The following is a 24,345-nucleotide window of genomic DNA, read 5'->3' on the forward strand; positions in this document are numbered from 1 at the left end:
ACGAGATCTTCGGGCTTCTGATAGTTGGCTAACAGACTGCTAAGCAGCTCGTCGGGCACTTCGTGTTTGCGTGGACTCATGGTGTCTCCGGGTCAGATGGCAGTTTCCTGCCAATGCCCCGTTTACACAAAATCTAGGATAGGCCCCGATGTTCGCGCTTCCGTAGGCAGGAAAGACCTTTTCGTGCAGCAAGCTCGTGGCATCGTCCAGGTCATAGGCAGCTATTCCGCATCCGATGTTCAGCGGGGAGGGCGTGCTCATGTCGGAGAACTTGAACCAATAGCGATGCAGCTTATGACCTCAGAAACTGACTACGTTACGGGAAGAAAAGCTGGTTCAGCGCGCCTGGCTCCGGGACATTTTTGCAGTGCTGACTTTCTGAACAAAAAACTCAATCCCTTCCAGAAGCACCTCTCGCACCACTTCTACATCGCGTCTGGATAACTGGACTCTTTGGACATCGACTATTGAGGCGGCTTCACTTTGCGAAAATAACCGATGGTAAACTTCCGATCCATATTCAGATAAAACTTTTCCACTGCTATCGAACGTATGGTAAAGATCGATCAGCAAATTCCATACATCTAAAGCCAAATCACCCTCAAGAACGACGCGCCCATCCCCTCCCCCAAGAGCAGAATCAAAGTCAAAAAAACTTTCAGTGCCTGTCTGAGCATAGGGAAATAATTTTATTATCTCTTGCATCAGTTCTTGCTTGCTTTTATTCGAATAAATTAAGCACCCGTCATGGGTCAGAAAAAATTCATTCCCATCTTCTGGGGAAACCCAGCCCACCCAAATAGTCTCACCCTTTATAGCAATTTCGACGGGAAATATTTCCACTTTCTTCCTCGCTCAAGACGCACAGGGACGGATTGACTTATGGAAGTCAACCCGACCGCTTATCGGCCTGCCATCTTTTCATTCCCCCTTTGGCGGAGGGGGACTCATAACGGACACTTGTCGAGTAGCACGCGAGCTAAGTCCGAGTGGGTTTCGGTCGTTGAATGACCCAGAACAGCAGGCCGGACGTAGCGGCTACCAATGAATTTATCAAAACTCCGCTCGACATAACGTTCAAGGGGTGGCCAATAAGAATTGTCGCCATTGCGCCAATAGCAAATCCCGAAAGAGTGCTCGTCCACCATCGAAAGGCGTTGAGTCGCTCCAATAGGCGATAAAGCGGATAGCCAGGCAGAATCGCAAATGCGAGAGCTATCACATACGCGAGCAAGGAAAATATTATGACAGTAACTGCGTCGAAGCTTGTATAGAGAATTGACTGTGCGACGCCAACAGCAACGACAGGAGTTGGGGCGGCCAAGCATCCGATCACCTCTGCAGAGGTTCGGAAAATTATTGACTGATTAGTGTCCACAGCCACACCCTTTTTGCCTTGGAAATAAACTCTTCCATTTGCTTCCCCCATACGCGCTCATTAATGATTTGGTTCAAAGCACCTAGCGGGATGCCAAGACATACCGGGTCGAGTTGACTTATGGAAGTCAACCCGACCCATTTTCGAAAGCCGCTCCGACCCACCTTTGCTAATGAAGATCCGTGTTCTCGCATTTCTCCAGCGCATCGACAGCCTCCTGGCGAAACCCCTCAGCTGTAGCGAGAGCTCGATTGAAGTAGTCCCTCGCCTCTACCACATCGTCAAATACGCCAAACGCCAACCATCCGAGCTCAAGCATTGCTTTTACATTATCCCCGTCGTACTCAAGCGCCTTCAAGAAGCATTTCTTAGCATCGGCCAACTCGTATTTATCGGGCTCCGCCAATTGAATTAGGCGACCCTTCAATACAAGCATTTCTGACGTCAACTCATTCTTTTCCGCAAAACGATCCAGCACAGCCAAAGCATCATCAAAGCACCGCTTAAGATAGAGAAAGCGAACTTGGGCAAGAAGGTCCGTAATCATCTTACTTTCTCCATCAATCTCATCTCGGCATCGATGAGCTTCTTCATTTTCTGCGCCTTGTTGCCGAGGGCTCCCCCAGACCTCGCCAGCTTACACAAATCAGCGTACGTTTCCCCCTCAAGTTCCGAGGCATACGATCCGGATCGCTTAAGGCTAGCCCTAATGAGATCCCGGGCCGGTGTCAGGGCCTTTCGTATAAGAGCTTGCTGCTCAGGATTTGCAACCTCCAGAAGAGTCTCAAGTGTTTCCGTGTCACCACGCGCAATAGCGACCTCAATCTTGTTCTGAATAGTCGTCTGTTGTGGGCCAATGAGCCCCAATGGGTCGCTGGCAACTAGAGGACTACCATTCACATAGAGATATGTGGTGAGCCCGCCATCAAGTCCGAGTGGATCGCTTTGACCGTATCGACCGGTTTTGGGTTCGTAGTAGCGATTAACGTTGTAAGCCAGCCAAGATTCGGCATCGAAGTACTGACCTGGGTATCGCAGGTTGAGAGCCATGCTGGCCGTTGACGGCGCCTTCTCGCCAAACGAATTGGCTTGATAACTCCACTGCCAAACGGCTGCGCCCGTGCCATCAGTGACGACCCGCGGCGTCCCCAACGCGTCCGCGTGCACATAGCTTACCGTGCTAGCGGCGCCATTCGTATCCACAATTGCGACCGGCAAGCTATCTAGCCAGACATAGCTACGGCTTGCCGCTCCGTACTCACCCAGGAGCTGACTACGTTCGTTATAGGCGAAGCGTTGATTGTCCGCGGCAGCCTTGAGCACGCGCTCCCCCATGGCGTTGTAGATATAGCTGGCTACGGTCTGCCCGTTCCGCTGCACCACCGTCATACGATTGCGGTCGTTGTACCCATACCCGAAGGTGTCCCCACCCGTCGCGCTGCCGGTGGTGTTGCCATTGGCATCATAGGTCCGAGCATTGCTGCCGATGCTCGTCAGCCAGTGCGTGCCCGCCTGGTAGCCGTAGGTGCCCGTCGCCAAGCCGTTAGCCGTCTTGCTAAGGCGATCCCCCGTCTTGTTATACGTGTACGCCTCGATGGCCTGCCCTTGGGCATCCTTGAGACCTGTCAGGCGATAAAGCGGATCGTAGCTATAGGTCTCTACCGCTGGATTGGCACCCGGCGCATTACCCAGCGCCCGGTAATGGCTGGCGACGAACGGAAAGACTTCTTCGGCGATAAAGCGCCGGTAGCTTTCCGCCTCGCCATACAGCGGCGCGCGGCCGGGCATGTCGGAGTCGGCGCTGGACGGTCCTTTTGCCGTCGGCGTGTAATCACGGTTGCGGCTGTATTTGGGCGTGTCGCCCTTGGCGTACGAGAGACCTATCAAGATGAAGTCACGCAGACCGTCGCCATGGTCGCCCACGCGCCTGGCGATGCTGCGGATCAGCGGAAAGGCGTACGGCGCATCGGTGACGAAGACCACCGGATAACTGCGCTTGGACTCTTGGGCGTAGCTGTCGGGCAGATAGACGTCGAGCTGGTAATCGCGCCCCAGAATCTTCGACGGCAACTCGCGCACTTCGGTGCCTTCCAGCGCGTAGGGCGGCGGTGCGGGTGCGGCGGCGACTGCCGGCACCGTGGATGCAGCGGCCGGTGCCGTCCTGGTCGATGCGGCAGGCGCGGTGCCGTTCGAGCAGGCCGCGAGCAGAGCGAGTGCCGCCACGAGGGCAGCCGAACGAAGCGTCATGAAGATCCCTGGCCAAGAGTGGCGGCGAAGAGTGGCGGCAAACAGCGGCGGCCATCGAACCACAACCGCCACCCGCTGCCAACGCCGTCAATGCTTCGGCGGCGCCAGCTCCGCCAACCGTGTCTTGGCGTGCTCGTTGTTCGGATTGCGCTCCAGCGACAAGCGATAGTTGGCGATGGCGTGTTCGCGTTCGCCCAGCGCTTCCTGGCATTCGGCGAGGCTGTCGTAGGGATTGAAGCTCTGTGGATGTTGCGCGACGTTGTAGGCGAACACGTTCACCGCGTCCTTGGCGCGCTTGCCCTGCAACAGGCGGTAGCCCCAGGCATTAAGGTAGTTCTCGCTCAGGTGCAGCGCCGGATAGGTATGCCGCACCGTGTCGATCGTGCCGGCCACGTCGCCATAACCATGTTCGTCGAATGCCTTTTCCAGCGCAGCCTGCGCGGCCGGCACGCCGAACACCTGGTCGCGGATATGCTCGGCCACTTCCTGCAACTGCCCTTGCGTGTTGTTGGCGCTGCGATTGGTCAGCAGCACCACGCCATAGCCAGTGCCCGGGTAGACCTCCATATAACTGGCGAAGCCGAAGGTGCCGCCGGTATGCGACAGGCGCCGCTGGCCGTCGATCATGGTGTTGATCACCCAGTTGAAGGCGATCGCGAACTCGCCGGGATCGCCCCATTGCGGCTGATGCGAAAGCTTCACTGCCGCATCGCTCTCGTCGAGCTGTCGCGCCACGTACCTGGCCATGTCGCGCGGGCTGTAGCGCAAGCCACCGGCCGCGCGCGTTACCGGCGCATCCCACACCGGTGCAGCGCGGCCTTCGTTGGTATAGCCGACGGCCATGCGCGCGGCGCGTGCCTTGTCCGCGCCGCTGGCCATGCCCAGCGGGCGCTCGATGCGCTCGGCCAGCAAGCTCTCGAAAGGCTTGCCAAGCAGCTTGGCGTCGATCAACCCCACCACCTGCGCAGCGACATTCGAATGCGCCGGCGTCTTGCCGGGTTCGCGCTGCAGGGTGGCTTGGTGCAGGTCGGCAAGGAATTGCGGCGGCGTATAGCGGTTGAGTCCCGCGATGATGACGAACGGCGCCTCGCCCGGCTTGGCTTGCTTGGCGGCCAGGCTCAGCGACTCCGGCAGGTTGTCCGGCAAGGCCGAGGTGGTCGACACCAATTGCTGCAATGTCACCGGCCGCCCCTGGTAGGCCAGGCCGGGATACTCCCCGGGCGGCAGGTACTGGCGCATGTCGTCGCCCAGTTGCGCTTTGTGTTCCAGCACCGCCTGCGCCAGCAGCAGGCTGCCGAAGGTCTTGCTGATGGAGCCGATCTCGTAAACGGTGTCGGCGGTGGGCGTACGCGCCTTGCCGCGCTCGACGGTGCCGAAGTCGTAGAACGAGGCCTTGCCATCCTTCACCACGGCGATGGACAAGCCATCGGCGTTGCCGCTGTCGATAAAGGCTTTGCCTTCCTTGCGGGCTGCCTGGTCGAGGCGCTCCGGTGCGGTCTGTGCGGCTTGCGCGCCGGCGGCCCAGAGGGCGGTCACGGCCATACAGGCGGCCCATGTGATCCGTGCCATGGCATAGCTCCCCTTGCATGCGCGGCCAGGTCCGCGTGTCCGTCGGACTCTAGTCGCGCCTTTGCCGGCGCGACTACGTGACTTCCGCCATCCCCGCCCCCATCATCGGGACTCCCGCCCGGACCCGCCCACGCGGCTACGCCCATGACCCACAAAACACCCGCTGAAACGCACGTCGTCCCCGACCCCGCCGACAGCGCCGATCATCCCGGCATGCATCGTCCCGGACACACCGTGCTGGATACGGTGGAGACCAGCGAGCTGGACGAACTGGAACGCGAGGACGCGCTGCGCCATTCGATCCTGCGCACGCCGCGCTGAGCGTCGGTCCATCGAGATGTCGCAGCAATGCCATTCCACCAGGCCTCTTTAAGGCCCCGGCGGATGGACCAGGATCATGTAGATCACCCCGATGGCGAACACGCAGAACAGCGTCACGCAGGCGCTCGCCACGCCGATGCCAAGCAAGGCCCAGACACCGGCCTTCCTGACACCGCCATCATCGCGAGCCGCGCCGGCCACCACCCATGTCACCACCAGGGCGGTCAGTACGAGGAACGCCGGGAACGCGAACCTCGGCAGCCTTTCGATGCAGACAATGCTTGCCAACACCGCGACGATCACGCCAATCGCCAGGCGCGCAGCAATCCCTGAGCTTCCCTCGTCCTCCACCACGCTCTCCTGGCTTGGCTCCTGCCCGGCACTCTAGTCGCGGCACCGACCCGCCGACCGCGGCTGCGACAACGTCGTCATGCCCTTCCAGGCTATCCGGACAAAATCCCCAGGCCGACCTTTAAGAACGAGTCATGTGTGCACTGCAAAACGCGCACATCCGCGCCCTGCTTGAATCGATTCAAATTAGACGCTCCAAATTTTTGCGATGCGCCATAAAGACTCAGGCACTCAAGAGCTTAGATGTTGACCACCGTCGTTTAGATCGTGACAAAAATTCGTTGACAACGATATCAGGCCCGCCTAAGACTTCGGCCCACGCCTCCGTCGAAAGGGAGTGGTTCGACGGAGCGGCCGCGGGACGGCACCGGCAGCGAGGGGGACTGGCGGGCCGGCCGCAAGACACGCGGCGCAGGATCCAAGCAACGCAACGGACAGACGCACACGGGCCCAAAGCTCGTGCGGTTTCGTTCGCCCACAAAAACGAACGGGTGCCCGACACCCGGCACAGACCCCCGATCGGAGCATCGACCATGGACTACCGCAGAAGCACGCTCGCCATCAGCATCCTGTCCGCACTGCTGTGCGCCGGCACCGCGCTGGCACAGGACGCCGGCACCACGCCCGCGCCGAACACGCCCGCTCAAAGCAGCGACCCGAACAAACCGCAGGCCGCGCAGGGCCAGGCCAAGCAGTTGGAAACCGTCACCGTCAGCGGCATCCGCGCCAGCCTGCAGAAGTCGCTGGACCTGAAGCGCAACGCCGACTCCATCGTCGACGCCATCTCCGCCGAGGACGTGGGCAAGTTCCCCGACACCAATGTGGCCGAGTCGCTGTCGCACCTGCCCGGCATCAGCGTGGACCGCAACTTCGGCGAGGGCGACAAAGTCAGCATCCTCGGCACCGATCCGGCGCTGAACCGCCTGCTGCTCAATGGCCAGACCGTGGCCTCCACCAACTGGACCAGCGACCCGAACCATCCGGACGGCCGCTCGTTCAACTACAGCCTGCTCACCTCGGAAATCATCGGCACCGCCGAGGTCTACAAGACGCCGCAGGCGCGCATCGACGAAGGCAGCATCGGCGGCACGGTGATCGTCAACACGCGCCGTCCGCTGGACCTCAAGGCCAACACGCTTACCGGCACCGTCAGCTACGGCTATAACGACCGCGCCGACAAGGGCAAGCCAAACGCTTCGGTGCTGTATAGCTGGAAAAACAACGAAGGCACCTTTGGCGTGCTCGGCTCGCTGATGCATTCGGACCGCGTGATCCATCGCGAAGGCACCGAGATCTTCGGCTACCAGCGCGCCAACGATCCGAGCGATACCGACCCCAATCACCAGTTCCCGCCAAACGTCGTACCGCCGGGCTCCAGCTTCACCTATCCCACCGCGATCAATACCGCGCTGTTCCAGCAGCACCGCAAGCGCGATGGCGTGGCCACCGGCGTGCAGTGGAAGCCGAACCAGTCGTTCGAGCTGAACCTGACCGGCCTGTACGTCACCGAGAAGTTCGACAACTACAACCAGAGCCGCTACGGCGACTGGTCCGGCAGCGCGCCGGCAGCGACCTCCGTCAACGTCGCCAACGGCGTGGCCACCAGCGGCTCGTACGGCGCCGCGGCACCCACCTATCTGGACGGCTACGAGCGCTTCTCCAAGGTCAACACCGGCGCCCTGCAACTGCGCGCCGACTGGCACGGCGAAGGCTGGAACGCATCGAGCCAGATCGGCTACACCAATTCCTCGGGTGGCTCGCAGGGCATCTACAGCCTGCAGTTCCGCGGCTACGGCGGCTACAACTGGAACCTCGCCAACGAACATCCGCAGATCAACTACAACACCGATCCCACCAACGCCAGCCAGATGCTTGCCCACGGCGCCGGCTTCAGCCGCGCGCCCAGCTACGACCGCGAGCGTTACTTCCAGGCCGACTTCAGCCACGACCTGACGCTGGGGCCGCTCAACACGGTGGAGCTGGGCTTCAAGAGCAGCAATCACTTCAACGGCCAGACCAACTACGCCGCCAGCATCCCGACGCTGGACAACAGCGGCGTGACACTCGCCAATCTGCAAGGCGGCATGACCGGCAGCGATTATCTCGACGGCCTGAGCCCCGCCGGCAATATGGCGCGCTGGGTACAGATCGATAAGGGTGGCCTGAAGCAGTACGTGAATACGTTGTTCACCGACGCGCCGATGGACCCGAAGGCCACCTACGCGATCACCGAGCAGAACCGCGCCTTCTATATCCAAGGCGATTTCGGCGGCGAGAACTACCGCGGCAATATCGGCGCGCGCTATATCCACACGCGCAACGGCATCACCGGCTACAACGTGATCGCCAACAACCAGTACGAGCCGGTGGACCAGAAGAACCGCTACAACGAGTGGCTGCCGTCGTTCAACATCGCCTACGACCTGCGCGACGACCTGACCCTGCGCTTCGCCGCCGCCAAGACCCTGGCCCGCCCGCGCTACCAGGACATGACGCCGTACGTGGCGCTGGACGACCGCACCCAGACCGGTTCGTCCGGCAACGTCAACCTCAAGCCGTACAAGTCCACCAACTACGACGCCACCGCCGAGTGGTACTTCGCGGAAAACAGCCTGCTGTCGGCCGAGTTCTTCTTCCGCCGCATCAGCGACTACGTGCTGTACAACACGGTCGCCCGCACCTACTACAACCTGACCCAGCAGCAGAACACCGTGTACCAGATGGTGACGCCGATCAATGCCGGCGTGGCCAAGGTCAAGGGCGTGTCGCTGACCTACCAGGCCAGCTTCGGCTACGGCTTCGGCCTGGCGGCGAACTACACCTACTCCGACGACGACACCAGCAATAACTTCCCGCTGCCGTATAACTCGAAGAACGCCTTCACCCTCACCCCGTACTACGAGCAGGGTCCGTGGAGCGCCCGCGTCACCTTCAGCCGCCGCTCGCCGTACTTCACGCAGATCGGCGTGCTCCAGTCGCAGCAGATCACCGGCCGCTTCCGCCAGCTCGACGCCTCGGTGTCGTACCAGCTCAACGACCACGTGCGCCTGCAGCTGGACGGCAACAACCTGCTGGACGAGACCTACTTCGTCTACAACGGTTCGCCGAGCCAGCCGTACAACGCGTACAAGAATGGGCGGACGTATACGCTGAGCATGAACTTCAAGCTGTAAGTCCCGACGCCCGGCGTAGGTTGGGGTGAGCGCAGCGAACCCCAACAAACGTCATCACACGCGGTCATGTTGGGGTTCGCTGCGCTCACCCCAACCTACGCCGGCTGCGTCGGCTTTGCTTCAGACGTTTGCAGCCTTCACGAAATCCACGAAGGCACGCAGCGGCGCCGGCATGTGCCGCCGGCCGGGGTAATAGAGGAACGGCCCTGAGAAATCCTGGCGCCACGCCGCCAGGATCGACTCCAGCGCACCGCTGTCCAGGTAGGGCTGCAGCATGTCCTCGTACAAATAGACGACGCCGAACCCCGCAACGGCGGCATGGATCGCCAGGTCGAAGGCACCACCCGGACTCACCACCAGCGGACCGGCCGGATCGACGCGGACGACTTCACCGTCGCGTTCGAATTCCCACAGCGGCATCGAGCCGCTGGCGAAGCGAACACGCATGCAGGCATGGGCGAGCAGGTCGCGTGGATGTTCCGGCCTGCCGCGGGCATCCAGGTAGGCGGGCGCCGCGGCCGTGGCGAAGCGCTGCACGCGCGGGCCGAGCGGCACCGCGATCATGTCCTGCTCCAGCCGCTCGTCGTAGCGGATGCCGGCATCGCAGCCGGCGGACAGCACGTCCACGAAACCGTCCTCGACGACCACCTCGACGCGGATGTCCGGATACTGCCGCATGAAACCGGCCACCAGCGGCGGCAGCACGGTGCGCGAAACGCCCGCCGGCACATTGAGCCGGAGCGTGCCGCTGGGCTTGTCGCGGAAGCCATTGAGCACATCGAGCGCCGCTTCCATTTCGGTGAGTGCCGGCGCCAGCCGCTCGATCAGGTGCTGGCCGGCCTCGGTCGGCGCGACGCTGCGCGTGGTGCGATTCAGCAGGCGCACGCCGAGCTTCGTTTCCAGTCGCCGCACCGCGGCGCTCAGGCCCGAGGCGGACAGCTCGCCCGCGCGGGCCGCGTCGCGGAAGCCGCCGGCCCGCACCACCGACACGAACGCCATAAGATCGTTGATCTCGGCCATTGTTCAGTCCTTCGCACAGCCCGTGCACATGGAACCGGATTATCGGACAGGCCGGCTTTCCTCATAGTGCCTGCGATACCCACCCATGAGGCCACCGCCATGTCCCAGCTCGCTTACTCCTTTGCCGGCCGCACCGTGAACCGCATGGGCTACGGCGCCATGCAGCTTGCCGGCACCGGGGTGTTCGGCCCGCCCAAGGACCGCCCCGCCGCCGTCGCCGTGCTGCGCGAAGCGCTGGCCGCCGGCGTCGACCATATCGACACCAGCGACTTCTACGGTCCCCACGTCACCAACCAGGTCATCCGCGAGGCGCTGCATCCCTATCCCGACAAGCTGCTGATCGTCACCAAGGTAGGTGCGGTCCGCGGCGCCGATGCGTCATGGCTGCCGGCACAGGAGCCGGAAGACATCGAGCGCGCCGTGCACGACAACCTGCGCAACCTGGGCCTCGACGTGCTGGACGTGGTCAATATGCGCATCGTCGGCGCCACCCACGCGCCCGGCGAAGGCTCCATCGCCCGGCAGGTCGCCGCACTGGCCGGACTGCAGCGCCAAGGCCTGGTGCGGCATATCGGCCTGAGCAACGTCACTGCAGCGCAAGTCGCCGAGGCACGCGGCATTGCGCCGATCGTCTGCGTGCAGAACCACTACAACCTGGTGCATCGCGAGGACGACGCGCTGGTCGGCGAACTGGCGCGCGAAGGCATGGCCTACGTGCCGTTCTTCCCGCTCGGCGGCTTCAGCCCGATCCAGTCGGACGGGCTTTCCCGCATCGCCGCGTCGCTGCATGCCACGCCGATGCAGGTTGCACTCGCGTGGCTGCTGCACCGCTCGCCGAACATCCTGCTGATTCCCGGTACGTCGTCGGTCAAGCACCTGCATGAAAACCTGCAGGCTGCGAAGCTTTCGCTGTCCGGGCCGGTGATGGCCGAGCTGGACGCGCTCAACCGGCAGGGCTGACGGGAAGGCACGCAGCAAGGACGGCGATGCCGGAAGGCATGCGCCGTCCTGCGTAACACCGATTAGGATGGCGCACCGCTCGAGCCCGGACGCCCATGCGCCTCCCTGTCTTCGCAAGAACACGCGATGGAATGCCGTCGATGACCGCGCTGTTGCGCGCGCTGGTCGAAGCGCTGGCTACGCTGCTGGCGGCGCTCGCCACCATGTTGTGCGCACTGGCCATCGCGCCGGGCCTTGGGCCAGCCGTGCTCGCCGTGGTGCTGTGCCTGTCGCTGTCGCGCAGCCAGCTCGATCGCGACTTGCGCGGACGGCTGGAGGCCGCGGTGGTGCTGCCGCTGATCGGCCTGGTGGCGCTGGGCGTGGGCCTGCTGTTGCGCCACGTGCTGTGGGTTGGCGCAGCGGTTTTCGTGGCTGGCATGTTCGTTTCCATCTGGCTGCGCCGCTTCGGTCCGATGGCGCACCGCGCCGGTGGCCTGATCGCCCTGCCCTTCGTGACCTTGCTGACGGTGCCGCACATGCGACCGGCGGCGAACGGTCTCCTGCCGGGGTGGCTGGTGCCGATCGTGGTGGCGCTGCTGGCGCTGTTCTGGGTGTCGGTCTTCCATCTGCTGGTGCGCCTGCTCCGCATACGGCCGCCGGCCGAGGAGGAGGAGGACCGGGACCGCCGCGGTACCCGTTGCGCAGGACAGCCCAGGCCTTGCCGTCAGCACGCGCATGGCAATCCAGATGGCCGTCGCGCTGACCGTCGCGTTCGCGGTCGGCTTTTTCTTTTTCCGCGAGCGCTGGGGCTGGATCGTGTTGACCGCCTTTATCGTCAACAGCGGCAATCGCGGGCGGCTCGACGTGGTCTACAAGAGCGGCATGCGCGTGCTGGGCGCGGCTGCCGGCACGGTGCTGGCGCTGATACCGGGTCATCACCTGAACCTGGATCACCACACCATTGCAGCGCTGATCCTCACCGCACTGTTCCTGGGCGTGTGGCTGCGCCCGTTCGGTTACGCGTGGTGGGCGCTGTTCGTCACCGCGGCGCTGGCCCTGCTGCAAGGTTTCGACGGTGGCGATCCGGGCGGGCTGCTGTGGCAGCGCATGGAGGAAATCATCCTGGGTGCGTTGATCGGCATCGCCGCCGCGTGGTTCGTGTTGCCGGTGCGTTCCACCGACGTCATGCGCCGGCGGCTCGCCGAGGCGCTGGCGGCGTTGAGCGAAGCGCTGGATCCAGCGACGGAAGCGCGCAGTGCAGCGCGCTTCCATGCTGCGCTCGATCGCGTGGAGCAGGTGACGCCGCCGTTCCGCGCCGTGCGCGTGCTCGCGCGCCGGCGTTCCACGCATCCGGCCGATTGGGCCGATGCCTTGCTCGACTGCCGCGAACCGGCACGGGCGCTGATCGATCAGGGCGCCATGCCCGGACGGATACGGCAGCTGGTCGGCGCCGCGCGACGCTCTCTGCGCGAGCCGGAAACCTTGACGCCGGCCTTGCGCGAATTGCGAGGCGCGCTACACGAGGGGCAGAAGGCTCAGGCCCCGACTCCAGCGTGAGCGAGCGCGTAATCGATCGCCGCACACACCGCAGCCGCCTGTGCCGCATTGCACTGCTCCGGCGTGGCGCGCGGGCTGTCCGGATAGACCTCGGTCGTGGTCGTATAGCGCGCTGACGTCACGCCCGCGCACAAGCCAAGCTTGCGCAGCGGATAGCGGATCACACCCGGCGCAACCACTTCGGAACCGATGATCTCGCCCTTGGCATCGGTCGGCGCGATATGCGTAACCTTCGCCACCGCCTCGATCACGGCCTGCTGGAACGCCGGCTGCGGGTTCTCGGTGTTGTCGACCAGATAAAAGCCATCCGGAATCTCGCCCGGCTCGGACGGCTTGCCGTCGCGCGCAGCCAGCGCAGGGCGGTATTCGGTTTCGTCGGTGTCGGTGGTTTCGTGCAGGTCGATATGCATCAGCACGCGCTCGCGCAACGGGGCGACCAGTTGCCACAGCGCGGCGGATTCGCCCGCAGGGCTGTGCTCGCGGAAGGAACGATTGGGATCGATCGCGTCGGGATTCCAGCGATGGATGCGCTCATACGCCCAAGGGCTGATGCACGGAGCAATGAGCAAGTTGGCGCGGCTTTCGTAATCGGCCGCGTGCCGCTCGACAAACTGCAGCGCGCCGTGCACGCCGCTGGTCTCGTAGCCATGCACACCGCCGGTGACCAGCACGATGGGCAGATCGTCGCGCCAGGCGCGGCTCTTGATCGCCAGCAGCGGATAGCTTTCCGGCGCGTAGTCGAGGCGGCCGTATTCCGTCACGTCGAAACGCGAACGCAGGGCTTCGATCCTGCTCTGCACTTCCTCCGCATAACTGCGCTGCTTGACCTGGCGGGCCAGCCACGCGGCCTTTTCCGCGGGCCCCCACGGGGTGCCAGGGGTGCCGATCGGATAGGGCGCTGGGGTGGTCATGGCGTGGTTCGCTCCGCGGGGCTCGGGTGAGGCGGAGAACTTTAGCACCGCTGGCCGCGCCAGCCCGGATGCGGCCATCGCGGCTCCAGCCGAAGACCAGCCGGTGCTCGCCTTCCTCAGGGGTCAGCGCCAGCGGGAGCGACGGCGCTTCAACGCCGCAGCGCCAGCACTCCATCCAGCGCCAACTGCGCCTTGAATCCAGCCTTCTCCAACCGTCGCGCCACTTCGCGCGGCACGTCGCGGTCGCTGGTCAGCTTGTTGGGGCTGCCGGTGTAATGGAACATCCGCCCGCCGCGGCGAATCACACGCGCCAGCTGGTCGTAGAACACTTGCGAGTACAACTCGCCCGCAATGCCGAAACGCGGCGGATCGTGCAGCACCGCATCCACCGAGGCATCAGCGATGTCGGCGATGGCTTGCGAGACATCCGCATGAGCAAGTTGCAGACGCCCGCCGGCTGCCGGCGCATCCGGATGCGGCGACCACGGATTGATCGTGCGCAACCACAACACATCGGGGTTCTTCTCGAACGACTGGATCCGCGCCGCGCCCGCTTCCAGGCAACACGCCGCGAAATAGCCAAGACCGCCACAGGTATCCAGCACCACCTTGCCGCGCGGCTCGACCAGCGCGACCTTGCGGCGCGCATCGTCCACCGGCGATTCCTTCGACGTAGGCAGCATCTTGATGCCATCGATCTCGAACGTCGGCGCACCCCACTCGGTGGGCACCAGCTTGATCAACGAGCCGGAGAAGCGCGAGACGGGCGCGAACTCGTCGCCGTCCCAGTAGTAGATGGTGCGGTCCTTGATCTTGCCGGGGTATGGATAACGCTGGCCTTTCCAGCTCCAGCCTTCGTCCCCAAGGGCAGCGACGTCGTTCGAGCGCCCAAGATCCAGCGAACCGGTCCATGCGCCCGCGCCGGCCTTGCGCGCTTGCTGGAGCGCTTCCGCGGTCGGGTGCGTCAGCAGTGGACCGGAATAATGCGGCACGACGTGATTCTCCATGGCCAAGGCCACGAAGAATATCCGACTTGACAGCAGGACTCCCCGGACGGGAACCGGAAGCCTCAGCGCTTCGGGACAGGAACTCCAAATACTTTCCGGTAAATCCGCGGTGTCGGCGTCAGCATCTGCCTGACCCGATCTTCGGAAAGGTTTCGCCATACCCAACGGATATCCGATGGCGAGAGCTTCTGCGGAGACAGGTCGTAGTTCGCCCCATCGTCACCGCCTTGCCCGATGGCCAGGATGAACAAGCCCGTCGGCGTCCGGCACAGCCAGTTGGCATCGATCGCCAGAATATCGCCCCATCGGTTGGTCATCGCGTTGGCGCGCCACCGATGGACGACGAGCAGACCAGATGCAGGCATCGTCTTGCCATCGACCGTAGCCTGCTGGCTCGCGAACGACGCGTTCAGCAGCTCCAGTCCCGCGCCGCCACCGAACCCGGAGAGCCGGTAGATGACGATAAGCAGCGTGAGTATCGTTACCAGGACAAACGGTATCCACATGCGATGCTTATTCCTTTGCGGGTGCGCTCAAGCCCTCAAGCCTTCGCCGGCGCTATACAAGCCACAAACGCAGGGTCCTTGAACACCTCTTCGATATTCAGCTTCATCACCTCGTTCAAGGTACCGAACGGATTGACGAACTTGGCGGTGTGCTTGTTGACTGTCTTGGACTGGCTGTAGCAGGGCTTGTCGCCTTCCGGGGCATCGACGATATAGGTGACGTCGAGCGTCCAGTCGATGCTGAAGCCCAGGTCATCGATCAGGAAATCGTTGATGGAGCCGTGCAGCAGCGGCTTGTCCGCGTCGGTGGTGATGCCGACGAAGCGCGACTCGGTAAACAGCGCCTGATGGAAGATCTGCTCGACGTTCTTGTCGAACTCCGCATTGCCGATGGCGGTGTTGCGGATCTGGTTCGGCTTGATCTTGCCGTTCTTGGCCGGCAGATAATCGAACTCGCCGACCTTCTGCGCGCCCTTGATGCTCATCGTCGAACTCGGCGCATAGTTCAAGACCACCGGCGCGCTCGAGCAACCCGTCAGGGCGATGCACGCCACCAGCGGAACCCATGACAGCTTGCTCATTCGCTTTCCCCTGATTCCTGGCTCGCACACGCGGCCGCGAAAGCCGCATCCCCTGGTCACGCCACTGCCGCTGCCCCATGGCAGCGGCGGGATAGTAGCGTGTGGGGCGTCACATTGAATATGACTTTGGTAACGCGAAAATCGCCGGGGAGAACCGCTGCATGAGCGATCGCGAAGCGCCGGTGGAAGCACCGGCAAATACTAGACAAACCGAGCCGGGGATTACCTCACCCGGCTCCCTGATGACGCTGAAGCGATGCTTCAGCGAACACCATCAATGGCCGCCGAAACGCCACTCCAGCGTCGCCGACGCCATGTACGGGCTGTTGGTGCCCGTAATGAAACGCTTCGCCTTCGCCTGGTAGCGATCGACATTCAGGCCCAGGCTGAAGTTCGGGCTGACGTCATAGGCAATGCCGGCGCCGACATAGACGTTGACGTCGGTGTCCGAATCCTTGCCTTCCAGGCTGCCGCTGGCATTCACCTTCGACTTGGAGAAGAACGCGCCCAGCCGTGCGGAGACATGCCAGTTGTCGGACAGGCGCCAGCGGCCGTTGCCGCCCAGGGTGAAGCCGTTGACGTGCAGCTTGATCTCGTACGGATAACCGTAATAGAAGCCCTTGGCCTCCGGCTTGCCCAGGTCGACATAGCCGGCTTCAATGCCCCAGGTGTCTTGCCAGCGGTAGCCGAAGTTGAGGCCGTAGCCCCAGCTGTTCTTGTCGGTCAGGCCGTCGACGCTGGAATGCGAAATGCCGGCGCTGGTATTGATGAAGAAGTTACTGGGGTCCGCATTGCCGGCATGGGCGGCGAACGAGCAGGCGGCCAAAGCGGCGCCGAGCGACATGGTAAGAAGCAAGTGACGCATAAAGACCTATCCCTAGTGAGTGTGAAATGCGCCTCAGAGGCACCCATACCGATGCCGCCGATCGCCTCGGCGGGAGTGGTGAACGCATGAGCCCCTGGGCCCCGCTCGATCCGATTGAATAGACCGGACCGATATGGCAAGCCATCCCTCTGGCCTGAACTGCGTCCTTGCTCCCCCCGGGGGCGGCTGGCGGGCCCCGGTTTGGCGGGAGACATTAGCAGCACGCATAGGTGCGCGCGAGTGAACCGGGTCATGCCCGGGGGCATCCGGGCCGTCCCGCGGTAGCTAGGCCAGCTCGCTCCGGGGCGCCACGGCGCGTGTATCCGACACCACCTGGCCCAGGTCCAGCGCGATCACCCGGTCCGCCACGTGGAAATAGCGGTCGTCATGGCTGATCGCGATCACCGTCTTGCCGGCAGCCTTCAGGGCCGGCAGCAGGCTGCGGTAGAAGTAGTCGCGAAAATGCGCGTCCTGGTCTGCGGCCCATTCGTCGAAGAAGAAAATATCGCGGTCCTCGGCGTGGCACTGCAGCAGGGCCAGCCGCTTGCGCTGGCCGGTGGACAGGGCCAGCCGGGACAGTTCGCCGTCGTGGGTCTGGACCTGCTCGCCCAGGTTCAGCACCTCGAGCAGCCGTTCGATGCGCGCATCCGACAGCGGATGGCCCTGCGCATCCAGCACGTGGGGAAACAGGAAGAAATCGCCGAAGACGCCGGTAAAACGTTCGCGGTAGGCGCGCAGATCCTGTTCCACGGGCCTGCCGTCGATGCTGACCCGCCCCTCGCCCGGCGCGATCAAGGAACTGAGCAACAGCAGCAGCGTCGACTTGCCGCTGCCGTTGCCGCCCACGATAAAGACCATCTCGCCGCGGCTCAGCACAAGGTCGATCGGGCCGACCGTCGGCCTGGCCCCGGTGTGGCCCGGGTAGCGGTAGCACACGCCTTCCAGGCGGATTTCGCGCCAACCCTCCAGCACCATCGATGCCGGCCCAGGCGCATGCCCTTCACTAATCTCGCCACCCGGATCGAGGCCCATACGCTCCAGATGCCGCAGGCTCGCCGCGCCAATCGCCAGCTGCCGCCCCGCGCTCACCAGGAAACCCACCGGCCCGCCCAGGAACACCGCGCCGATCACGAAGCGGATGATGGTGTCCTGGCTCAGCCCCAGCATCGCGTAACCCAGGTAGACGATCAGGAAGATCGAGCCATACAGCACGGCCATCGACCACGCTTCGTTGAGCCCCAGCCCCGCATGCGTGTACACCATCAGCGCGCGTGCGCGCTGGATCGCCGGGTTCATCAGTTCGCGCGTGAAATGCGTGGCGCGTGCCTCGTTCAGCGTCATCTCTTTCTTGCCGTCGCTGATGAAGCGGAAGTACTCGAATACCTTCTGGTTGGCACGGTGCAATTCGTCCAGCTTGCCGCGCATGACGCGCGCCAGCAGTAGCGAGGCGAGGAAACTCGCGCACAGGAACAGGCCAAGCATGCCCAGCAGCGGCGACGACACCGTGGCGAGGTAGCCGGCATACAGCACCGCCAACAGCAGGTTGTAGGCCAGCAGCGGCGCGATCAGGGCGAGCGGGGCAATATTGGCGACGTCGTCGATCAACGAACCGAACACGGTGTGCTTCTGGTCGGCCAGCTTTTCGTATTCCATATCGATAAAGCGCCGCGACAACTCGGTGCGCAACTGCGCCACCAGCGCGCCGCCCAGTCGCGCCAGCAACACTTGTGACAAGGCATTGGTGATCAGCAACGCGACCAGCCAGAACATGCCCGCCGCCAGCGGATGCGCCATCGCTCCATGCAGCCCCTGCGAGGCCAGCCGGTTGATATGCGACAGCAAGGCCACCGTGCAGCCGGCACTGCCGCACGACAGCAGCGCCGCGCCTATCAGCGTGCGGTAATGCCGGCGAAGGAAGCGCTGCAGGATCATGGGTGCGCGTTGCTCAAACGGTCAGCAGTTCCTGTTCGAAGGCGCGGTTGCGCGCGTACTCGCCCAGGCGGGTTTCCAGCAGCAGCGGCGAGGGAATATCGCAGTCCGGATGCATGCGCAGCAGCTGGTGAATCGAGCCGGAAATGCCGCTCATCAGGCCCGGCGTGAACGCATCCCGCGCCAGGCCGCCGACGATGCCGTGCTCCTCGATGCTGGACAGGATCACCGCGCTGCCCGGCATCGCTTCCGGCGGCAGCAGGTCCGGCACCAGTTTGCTCGCGCGCAGCAGCAGTTCCCACATGCTCAGATCGCCATGGCACAGCGTGTGGCTGTAACCCCAGCCACCCTGCTTGGCCGCCTGCACGGCGCGGCGCAGCGTATCCAGGTGCCGCTCCTCGCCGGTGCGCAAGTACAGATCGCACGCCGCCAGACCGATGCCCACACTGCCGTGGCACCAGGTATTGGGGAACTCGCGGCTGTCCGGCTTGCGCACGTCGAGCCAGTTGCCGAACTCGGGCAGATACAGCGACTCCTCGAAATCGAAGGCGCGCTCGCCGAGCTGCAGCCAACGTTGGCGATCTGCCGAGCTGCCCGCCGCGCTCAGCCCAAGCCGCATGAGCACCCAGCCGATACCGGTCGAACCATGCGCAAAGCCGCCCAGCGGCTCGTCGTACACCGCAGCCGGCCAGCGCGCGCCGCGCGCATCGACGATCGCGGCGTCTTCCAGCCGCCGCGCCGCCTTCGCCGCCAGCGCCAGCCAGCGCGCGTCGCCCGTCGCTTCGGCCAGTTGCAACAGCGGCACGATGACGCCGGATACGCCTTCGAGGATGTCGAAATTGCGTTCCTCGGCGAACCCCCGCTGTTCCATCGCCTCGGCACGCGCCATAGCCATGTCCAGGAAATCCGCGTGCGGCTGGAACGCATGCAAGGTCAGCCACGACAATATCTGCGAGCCCGCGCCGATAAAGCCGCCCACCGCATCGAGCGGACGCGCCCGTTCGGTGCTTCGCATCACCTTGAGCACGCCGTCGAGAGCCTCCTGCACGCCCGCCACTTCGTCGGCGCGCCCCGCGCGCATCTCGCGCACATAGGCCGCCAGCGTGACGGCGACGCCGCACAGGCCGACATAAAGATTCGGCTGCAGGCTGCGCATGGCCCAGCCGGCGCGACCGAGGATGGGGCTGATCCAGGTCACCGTGCCGTCCTCGCCGCGCACGGAAAGCTCGAGCAATTCCTGCACGGTAAGCGCCGCCATGGTGCGCCGGCGGCGATCCAGGTCGCGGGTGCTGGGGTTGCGCGGACGCAGGTCGTACGGCACGCGCTTGTCGTCGTTCAAGCGGCCATTGAGATGCGCCGTGACCAGCGCGCCGCGGATGGTCAGTTCTTCCAGGTCCAGCCGCATCGCCTGCCAGGCGCCGAAGATGTCGTCGAGCTGGGCCTGATCCAGTTCGTTCGCGAATACCGGCACGTCGCCATGGCGCATATCGTCGATTTCGGCGGCGATCGCCACCGGATCGCGTGGCGCCACCAGCGATGCGGCCGAGTTTTTCTCCAGCAGGTCGCGCGCGCGTTCGATCGCGGCCGGCTCGTCATGCAATGAAGCCGGATGCCACAGCATGCGCATCACTTCGACGTAGATCTGCGTCGGCCGCAGGATCGAGCGGATGCGGCAGCCCAGGAACACGGACAGCTTCGGTGCCAGCGCGCCGTCGCGATGCAGTGCGGCGAAGCGGCCGGTGAGTTGCTGGAAGCCGGCGAGGATCTCAGGCCAGAAGCGCGAGATATCCGGATTCTCGCAAGGGTGATTACGCGCCATGTCGATGTCGATGCTGACCAACCCGACGCGCGCCTCGCTGGTGCCGTGATTGACGATCTCCGGCACGCGGATCTTCGGCTGCTGCCCCGGCAGCGCACCGATCGCCGAGATATCGACACCATCCATGCCCAGCGCCGGCGCGCGGAACGGCACCAGGCCCGTGCGCAGCACCGAGGAGCGGATCATCGCGTCGGCCAGGTCCACCGCCTGCCCCAGCTCGGTGGCCTGCGGCGGCGGCTCCGGCACGAACAGGCTTTCCACGTCGACCACGTACGGCACCGGGCCGCAGGCGATCAGGTTTTCATGATGCACATCGGTGCCGCCGAGCAGGCGCAGCACAGCCAGCCAATGTCCGATATTGCGATAGAAGGTTTTCAGCTCGTCCTGGCTGGCGCAATGGCGATGCTCGACGAAGGCGGTCCAGCCGTAGGTGCCGCGGTCGAGCACGGCAGGCACGCGGATGCGGTCCACCGCACCCTGGAAGAGATCGTGCAGAAAGCTTTCCAGCGCCTGGTCGATACGCACCGAGCGCGGCTTGTACATCAACTTGCCGCCTTCGAATTCCAGTTGCGCCACGGCCTGGCCGCCATCGTGCACATCGCCCTGGCCGAGGCTGGCGGCACGCAGCGCGCCTGCGGGCTGGCCGAGCAAGGAGGCGAATGCAGCGCGGTCGGCGGCGATGCGCCGGGCCAGAGCCAGGATGGCGTTGCTCTGCTGGCCGAGCGCGCGATCGAGACGTGCCTCCAGCACCGGATAACGGCGCCGCAGCGTGTCCTTGAACGCGTCCTGCCTGGCCAGCGCGAGGAACTGCACGAACTTGCCGCTCTCGTCGGCGGCGGTGAGCTGACCGGACAACTTGGCCGCATGCAGTTCCAGCAGAAGAATGCGATTGAGTTTGCGCTCCGCGTTGTCGCGCAGCGCCTGGTGCGCTTGCTGCACGAGGATCGCGCTTTCGTCGTCGTGCAAGCCGGCAATGGCGCGGAGGCTTTCGGCGATGGATTGCCGTGCGTCGCGCGTGAGGTGATCGATGATCTCAAGAAACGTATCGTTCGACGGCGCGTCGCCCATGCTCAACACCCGGTGATGGAGGAACGGAGTTCGTCCGCCGCCGTGGCATGCCACGGCGGCGGCGAAGTCAAATCAACAGCAGTAGCCCGGGCGCGAAGCCGTGCAGCCGCTGCAACGCGTATCCAGCGCAATTTCCGGGCTGGTCACCGCGGCGATGGTGGCCGCCTGGCCCTCGGTATAGAGCGAGCCCGCCGGATTGGCGTAGCCGTCCACGATATCGGAGCCCTTCAGCCAGCCTTCCACGATGTGATCGATCTGCATGGGTCGTACTCCTTAGGTCGATGGTGTGCGCTCGGATGGGACGCGTACGCGTCTACCGCAGTGAGCGCGGCTGCGGCGAAAGCGAATGACGATCAGCGGGACCGCGCACGAGCAAGGCAGGCATGCCGTGGCGAAGTGAAGCGTTGCGGCGAAGTGGGCGCAGGGGCTGCGCGCTGGGCAAGGTCTTCCGTGGCGACATGCTTCCCTGTACTTGCCTGTTCCATCACGCGATGCCCCCTGCATGCGTTCGTGGCCAGCCGTCGTGGCCGTTTCCTTGATGCGCCCCGATGGGCGCGCCCTTCATGTCCGAATGGTTATCAACCTCCCGTTGACGTGAAGAGAATGTGATTCGGCATCACGTATGGCTTCGCGGGGCTGTTCTGTTGTTTGCGCGCTTTGCGTCAGGCTATGAGGTGCGATGGCGATCACATTCCATCCAGTCGTCATGGCCAATGACGCATATGACGCCGCGCATTCGTGAACAAAGATAAGCTCCGCCTTCTTCCTCGCTCGCAAGGACATCGCATGAGCCGCAGGTTCTTATCGCATCGCCGGCATGGCTCTCTTCGTCTCGCCGCCGTGACGTGTGCTGTCGCGCTGGCCGCGCCACCCGCCTTCGCCGCGCACACCGACGCGCCGCCACCCGCACGCCGCGCCGATGTGGTCGAGCAGGTCTTCGGCCATACCCTGCACGACCCGTATCGCTGGATGGAGGGCGAGAAGAACGCCGAGTTCCAGAAGTGGCTCGCTGCACAGGGCGACTACACGCGCGCCAGGCTCGATGCGCTGCCCACGCTGAAGGCGTGGCAGGAAACGCTGCAGAAGACCAACAGCCATGCCGTGATCTATCGCGCGCAGCGCTATGTCAACGGCAAGTTGTTCTTTATCCGGCAGGACGGCCAGGGCAGCGGCACCCTGATGGTGCGCGAAGCCGACGGCAGCGAACGCGTGCTGCTCGATCCGGCCACGCTCGCCGGCAATGGCGGCCATGCGTCGATCACCCTGTTCGTGCCCTCGCCAGATGGCAGCAAGGTGGCGGTGGACACCGACCACGGCGGCGCCGAAGTCACGCGCCTGGAAGTCTTCGACGTGAAGACCGGCAAACCCACCGGCGACGCGATGGAATCGATCTGGGGCGAGTTCGGCGCCTACTGGCTACCCGACAGCAGCGGCTTCGCCTATACGCAGATGGCTCCGCCGGACCAGCGCACCAACGGCGATCCGCTGCAGGATATGCGCCTGCGCTTCCATCGCCTGGGCACGCCGGTGGCGCAGGATCCGATCCTGCTGCGCGCCGGCGCGGGCGAAGGCGCCAATCCGTCTTTCCCGATCACCTCCAACCGCTTTCCGGCCGTCGATTCCCCCACCGGCTCGCGCTGGGCGCTTGCCTCGGCATCGGGTGCGCAGGCCGAGAAGGGCTTCTGCGTCGCCCCGCAGGCCGAAGCGATCAATCCTGGCGTGAAATGGCGCTGCATCGCCGACATGGTCGACAAGGTGCAGTCCGCCGACCTCCACGGCGACACGCTCTACCTGGTCTCGGGCCTCAAGCATTCCAACGGGGAATTGCTCGCGGTCGACCTGTCAAAGCCGGAGGCGACACTGGCCGATGCGCGCCCCGTGCTGCCGCTGCAGGACGACGAGATCATCGTCGGCTTCAGCCTCACCGATACGCAGAACATCGCCGCGGCGCACGACGCGTTGTACGTGAAGGTTTCCAGGAATGGCATCGACAGCATCCGCCGCGTCGACTACGCCACGGGCAAGGCCGAGACCGTGGCATTGCCGCTGGTCGGCGCCGCTTCGTTGTTCCAGGCATACAGCCACCAGGAGGGTTTCCTGCTGGAACTGCGCGGCTGGACCACGCCGCCGAAATCCTGGCGCTACGACGGCAAGGACCGCTCCATGCATGCGCTCGGCCAGGACCAGTCCAGCCCCGCCGACTACAGCATGATCGAAGCGACCGAGACCGAGTACGTCAGCAAGGACGGCACGCATGTGCCGCTGACCGTGCTGCATCGCAAGGACGCCGTGCTGGACGGCAGCCATCGCGCGATCTTGTTCGGCTACGGCAGTTATGGACTTTCCGTGGTGCCTTCGTTCAAGCCGGTGCGGCTGGAATGGGTCAAGCACGGCAACATCTTCGCCTATGCGCACGTGCGCGGCGGCGGCGAGAAAGGCGAAGCCTGGCACCAGGACGGCAAGGGCCCGAACAAGCACAAAGGCGTGGAAGATTTCGTCGCCGGCGTGGCGGCGCTCGACAAGCTCGGTTATAGCCGCCCGCAACGCACCGGCCTGATCGCCGGCAGCGCGGGCGGCCTGCTGGTCGGCGGTGCGGTGACCAGCGAGCCGACGGCCTTCGGCGCCGCGGTCTTCATGGTTGCCATGACCAATCCGGTGCGCCTGATGCAGGCACCGAACGGTGCCAACCAGATCGGCGAGATGGGCGATCCGCGCAAGGCCGAGGACTTCTCCTTCATCCTGGCGATGGACCCGTACCAGCGCATCAAGCCGCGCACGGCATATCCGCCGTTGATGCTGGACGTGGGCCTCAACGACAGCCGCGTCGCGCCGTGGGAAACCGGCAAGTTCGCGGCCAAGCTGCGCGCCTCCAACACCAGCGGGAAGCCGGTCTGGATCCGCACCGATGCCAACGGCGGGCATGGCATGCAGAAGTCGATGGGCGCGGACGCGGCCGAATTCGCGGACGTGTTCGCCTTCATGGATGCGCAGCTGCCGACGCCTTGAGGCAGCGGCAGCTGTTCGCCGCGCGTCCGCTGGGTCAGCGCACGCGCGTGAAATAGTTGGCGCGCATGATCGGCGTGCTGTTGCCGCAAGCAAACACG

General features: G+C 64.1%; 20 protein-coding genes. 5 read left to right on the top strand and 15 right to left on the bottom strand.

The genetic code is table 11. From position 1 onward, the window contains the following. Positions 1-336: 336 nt before the first annotated feature. The 4 genes from AB4083_RS19505 to AB4083_RS19520 all read right to left on the bottom strand — a co-directional run bounded on the left by AB4083_RS19505 (position 337) and on the right by AB4083_RS19520 (position 5,194). Positions 337-843, bottom strand: coding sequence for a hypothetical protein (locus tag AB4083_RS19505; protein ID WP_441610167.1), 507 nt, complete (start codon positions 841-843; stop codon positions 337-339). A 704-nt stretch (positions 844-1,547) separates the two neighbouring features. Next, positions 1,548-1,925 carry a tetratricopeptide repeat protein gene (locus tag AB4083_RS19510; RefSeq protein ID WP_441610168.1) on the bottom strand — a complete coding sequence of 126 codons (378 nt, stop codon included), beginning with the start codon at positions 1,923-1,925 and terminating at the stop codon, positions 1,548-1,550. After that, complete coding sequence (locus AB4083_RS19515) at positions 1,922-3,625, bottom strand: RHS repeat-associated core domain-containing protein (RefSeq protein WP_441610169.1); 1,704 nt, start codon at positions 3,623-3,625, stop codon at positions 1,922-1,924. Before AB4083_RS19515 ends, AB4083_RS19510 begins: the two co-directional genes overlap by 4 nt. An 87-nt stretch (positions 3,626-3,712) precedes the next feature. Beyond that, positions 3,713-5,194, bottom strand: a complete 1,482-nt coding sequence (locus tag AB4083_RS19520; protein ID WP_441610170.1) for a serine hydrolase — start codon at positions 5,192-5,194, stop codon at positions 3,713-3,715. A gap of 144 nt (positions 5,195-5,338) precedes the next feature. Between AB4083_RS19520 and AB4083_RS19525 the strand changes: the two genes are divergently transcribed. Then, on the top strand, positions 5,339-5,515 hold the full coding sequence (locus tag AB4083_RS19525) for a hypothetical protein (protein ID WP_441610171.1): 177 nt from the start codon (positions 5,339-5,341) through the stop codon (positions 5,513-5,515). 48 nt (positions 5,516-5,563) lie between these two features. Here the strand turns inward: AB4083_RS19525 and AB4083_RS19530 are convergent, their stop codons facing one another. Next, a complete protein-coding gene (locus tag AB4083_RS19530; protein WP_441610172.1) occupies positions 5,564-5,869 on the bottom strand; it encodes a hypothetical protein in 306 nt (101 codons plus the stop codon). Positions 5,870-6,399: 530 nt separating this feature from the next. On the opposite strand from AB4083_RS19530, the gene AB4083_RS19535 reads away from it, so the two are divergent. Next, complete coding sequence (locus AB4083_RS19535; RefSeq protein ID WP_441610173.1) at positions 6,400-9,039, top strand: TonB-dependent receptor; 2,640 nt, start codon at positions 6,400-6,402, stop codon at positions 9,037-9,039. A gap of 120 nt (positions 9,040-9,159) precedes the next feature. Here the strand turns inward: AB4083_RS19535 and AB4083_RS19540 are convergent, their stop codons facing one another. Then, the gene (locus tag AB4083_RS19540; RefSeq protein WP_441610174.1) at positions 9,160-10,059 is read right to left on the bottom strand and encodes a LysR substrate-binding domain-containing protein; all 900 of its coding nucleotides are present in this window, start codon (positions 10,057-10,059) and stop codon (positions 9,160-9,162) included. Between the two features lie 99 nt (positions 10,060-10,158). Here AB4083_RS19540 and AB4083_RS19545 point away from each other — a divergent pair, with 99 nt between their 5' ends. Next, positions 10,159-11,019, top strand: coding sequence for an aldo/keto reductase family oxidoreductase (locus AB4083_RS19545; RefSeq protein WP_441610175.1), 861 nt, complete (start codon positions 10,159-10,161; stop codon positions 11,017-11,019). Positions 11,020-11,081: 62 nt separating this feature from the next. Here AB4083_RS19545 and AB4083_RS19550 read toward each other — a convergent pair whose 3' ends face one another. Then, entirely contained in the window at positions 11,082-11,735 is a 654-nt protein-coding gene (locus tag AB4083_RS19550) for a hypothetical protein (RefSeq protein WP_441610176.1), read from the bottom strand. Between AB4083_RS19550 and AB4083_RS19555 the strand changes: the two genes are divergently transcribed. After that, positions 11,734-12,555 (top strand): FUSC family protein, encoded by an 822-nt coding sequence (locus AB4083_RS19555; protein WP_441610177.1) that lies wholly within the window; start codon positions 11,734-11,736, stop codon positions 12,553-12,555. The genes AB4083_RS19550 and AB4083_RS19555 overlap by 2 nt on opposite strands. Here AB4083_RS19555 and AB4083_RS19560 read toward each other — a convergent pair. From AB4083_RS19560 to AB4083_RS19595, 8 genes are all read right to left on the bottom strand, one after another. Then, positions 12,534-13,466 carry a M14 family metallopeptidase gene (locus tag AB4083_RS19560; protein WP_441610178.1) on the bottom strand — a complete coding sequence of 311 codons (933 nt, stop codon included), beginning with the start codon at positions 13,464-13,466 and terminating at the stop codon, positions 12,534-12,536. The two genes, AB4083_RS19555 and AB4083_RS19560, sit on opposite strands and share 22 nt — an antisense overlap. A gap of 149 nt (positions 13,467-13,615) precedes the next feature. Then, the gene (locus tag AB4083_RS19565) at positions 13,616-14,473 is read right to left on the bottom strand and encodes a class I SAM-dependent methyltransferase (protein ID WP_441610179.1); all 858 of its coding nucleotides are present in this window, start codon (positions 14,471-14,473) and stop codon (positions 13,616-13,618) included. A 62-nt stretch (positions 14,474-14,535) separates the two neighbouring features. Continuing rightward, positions 14,536-14,979 carry a hypothetical protein gene (locus tag AB4083_RS19570; protein ID WP_441610180.1) on the bottom strand — a complete coding sequence of 148 codons (444 nt, stop codon included), beginning with the start codon at positions 14,977-14,979 and terminating at the stop codon, positions 14,536-14,538. 35 nt (positions 14,980-15,014) lie between these two features. Beyond that, positions 15,015-15,560 carry a hypothetical protein gene (locus tag AB4083_RS19575; RefSeq protein ID WP_441610181.1) on the bottom strand — a complete coding sequence of 182 codons (546 nt, stop codon included), beginning with the start codon at positions 15,558-15,560 and terminating at the stop codon, positions 15,015-15,017. Between the two features lie 274 nt (positions 15,561-15,834). After that, positions 15,835-16,425, bottom strand: a complete 591-nt coding sequence (locus tag AB4083_RS19580; protein ID WP_441610182.1) for an outer membrane beta-barrel protein — start codon at positions 16,423-16,425, stop codon at positions 15,835-15,837. Between the two features lie 285 nt (positions 16,426-16,710). After that, positions 16,711-18,357: an ATP-binding cassette domain-containing protein gene (locus AB4083_RS19585; protein WP_441610183.1), complete on the bottom strand. Its 1,647-nt coding sequence runs from the start codon at positions 18,355-18,357 to the stop codon at positions 16,711-16,713. A 13-nt stretch (positions 18,358-18,370) separates the two neighbouring features. Continuing rightward, positions 18,371-21,241 (bottom strand): type 2 lanthipeptide synthetase LanM family protein, encoded by a 2,871-nt coding sequence (locus tag AB4083_RS19590; RefSeq protein WP_441610184.1) that lies wholly within the window; start codon positions 21,239-21,241, stop codon positions 18,371-18,373. 72 nt (positions 21,242-21,313) lie between these two features. Then, positions 21,314-21,502, bottom strand: coding sequence for a DUF6229 family protein (locus AB4083_RS19595; protein WP_441610185.1), 189 nt, complete (start codon positions 21,500-21,502; stop codon positions 21,314-21,316). A 525-nt stretch (positions 21,503-22,027) separates the two neighbouring features. Between AB4083_RS19595 and AB4083_RS19600 the strand changes: the two genes are divergently transcribed. Beyond that, positions 22,028-24,247, top strand: coding sequence for a prolyl oligopeptidase family serine peptidase (locus AB4083_RS19600; RefSeq protein ID WP_441610186.1), 2,220 nt, complete (start codon positions 22,028-22,030; stop codon positions 24,245-24,247). Positions 24,248-24,345: the final 98 nt, after the last annotated feature.

It is taken from the genome of Dyella sp. 2RAB6 (genome assembly GCF_052115385.1).
GTDB lineage: Bacteria > Pseudomonadota > Gammaproteobacteria > Xanthomonadales > Rhodanobacteraceae > Dyella_D.

Coding starts and splice junctions, on each gene's coding strand:
- AB4083_RS19510 (WP_441610168.1), bottom strand. CDS start 1,925: ATGATTACGGACCTTCTTGCCCAAGTTCGCTTTCTCTATCTTAAGCGG.
- AB4083_RS19515 (WP_441610169.1), bottom strand. CDS start 3,625: ATGACGCTTCGTTCGGCTGCCCTCGTGGCGGCACTCGCTCTGCTCGCG.
- AB4083_RS19520 (WP_441610170.1), bottom strand. CDS start 5,194: ATGGCACGGATCACATGGGCCGCCTGTATGGCCGTGACCGCCCTCTGG.
- AB4083_RS19525 (WP_441610171.1), top strand. CDS start 5,339: ATGACCCACAAAACACCCGCTGAAACGCACGTCGTCCCCGACCCCGCC.
- AB4083_RS19535 (WP_441610173.1), top strand. CDS start 6,400: ATGGACTACCGCAGAAGCACGCTCGCCATCAGCATCCTGTCCGCACTG.
- AB4083_RS19540 (WP_441610174.1), bottom strand. CDS start 10,059: ATGGCCGAGATCAACGATCTTATGGCGTTCGTGTCGGTGGTGCGGGCC.
- AB4083_RS19545 (WP_441610175.1), top strand. CDS start 10,159: ATGTCCCAGCTCGCTTACTCCTTTGCCGGCCGCACCGTGAACCGCATG.
- AB4083_RS19555 (WP_441610177.1), top strand. CDS start 11,734: ATGGCAATCCAGATGGCCGTCGCGCTGACCGTCGCGTTCGCGGTCGGC.
- AB4083_RS19550 (WP_441610176.1), bottom strand. CDS start 11,735: ATGCGCGTGCTGACGGCAAGGCCTGGGCTGTCCTGCGCAACGGGTACC.
- AB4083_RS19560 (WP_441610178.1), bottom strand. CDS start 13,466: ATGACCACCCCAGCGCCCTATCCGATCGGCACCCCTGGCACCCCGTGG.
- AB4083_RS19565 (WP_441610179.1), bottom strand. CDS start 14,473: ATGGAGAATCACGTCGTGCCGCATTATTCCGGTCCACTGCTGACGCAC.
- AB4083_RS19570 (WP_441610180.1), bottom strand. CDS start 14,979: ATGTGGATACCGTTTGTCCTGGTAACGATACTCACGCTGCTTATCGTC.
- AB4083_RS19575 (WP_441610181.1), bottom strand. CDS start 15,560: ATGAGCAAGCTGTCATGGGTTCCGCTGGTGGCGTGCATCGCCCTGACG.
- AB4083_RS19580 (WP_441610182.1), bottom strand. CDS start 16,425: ATGCGTCACTTGCTTCTTACCATGTCGCTCGGCGCCGCTTTGGCCGCC.
- AB4083_RS19585 (WP_441610183.1), bottom strand. CDS start 18,357: ATGATCCTGCAGCGCTTCCTTCGCCGGCATTACCGCACGCTGATAGGC.
- AB4083_RS19590 (WP_441610184.1), bottom strand. CDS start 21,241: ATGGGCGACGCGCCGTCGAACGATACGTTTCTTGAGATCATCGATCAC.
- AB4083_RS19595 (WP_441610185.1), bottom strand. CDS start 21,502: ATGCAGATCGATCACATCGTGGAAGGCTGGCTGAAGGGCTCCGATATC.
- AB4083_RS19600 (WP_441610186.1), top strand. CDS start 22,028: ATGAGCCGCAGGTTCTTATCGCATCGCCGGCATGGCTCTCTTCGTCTC.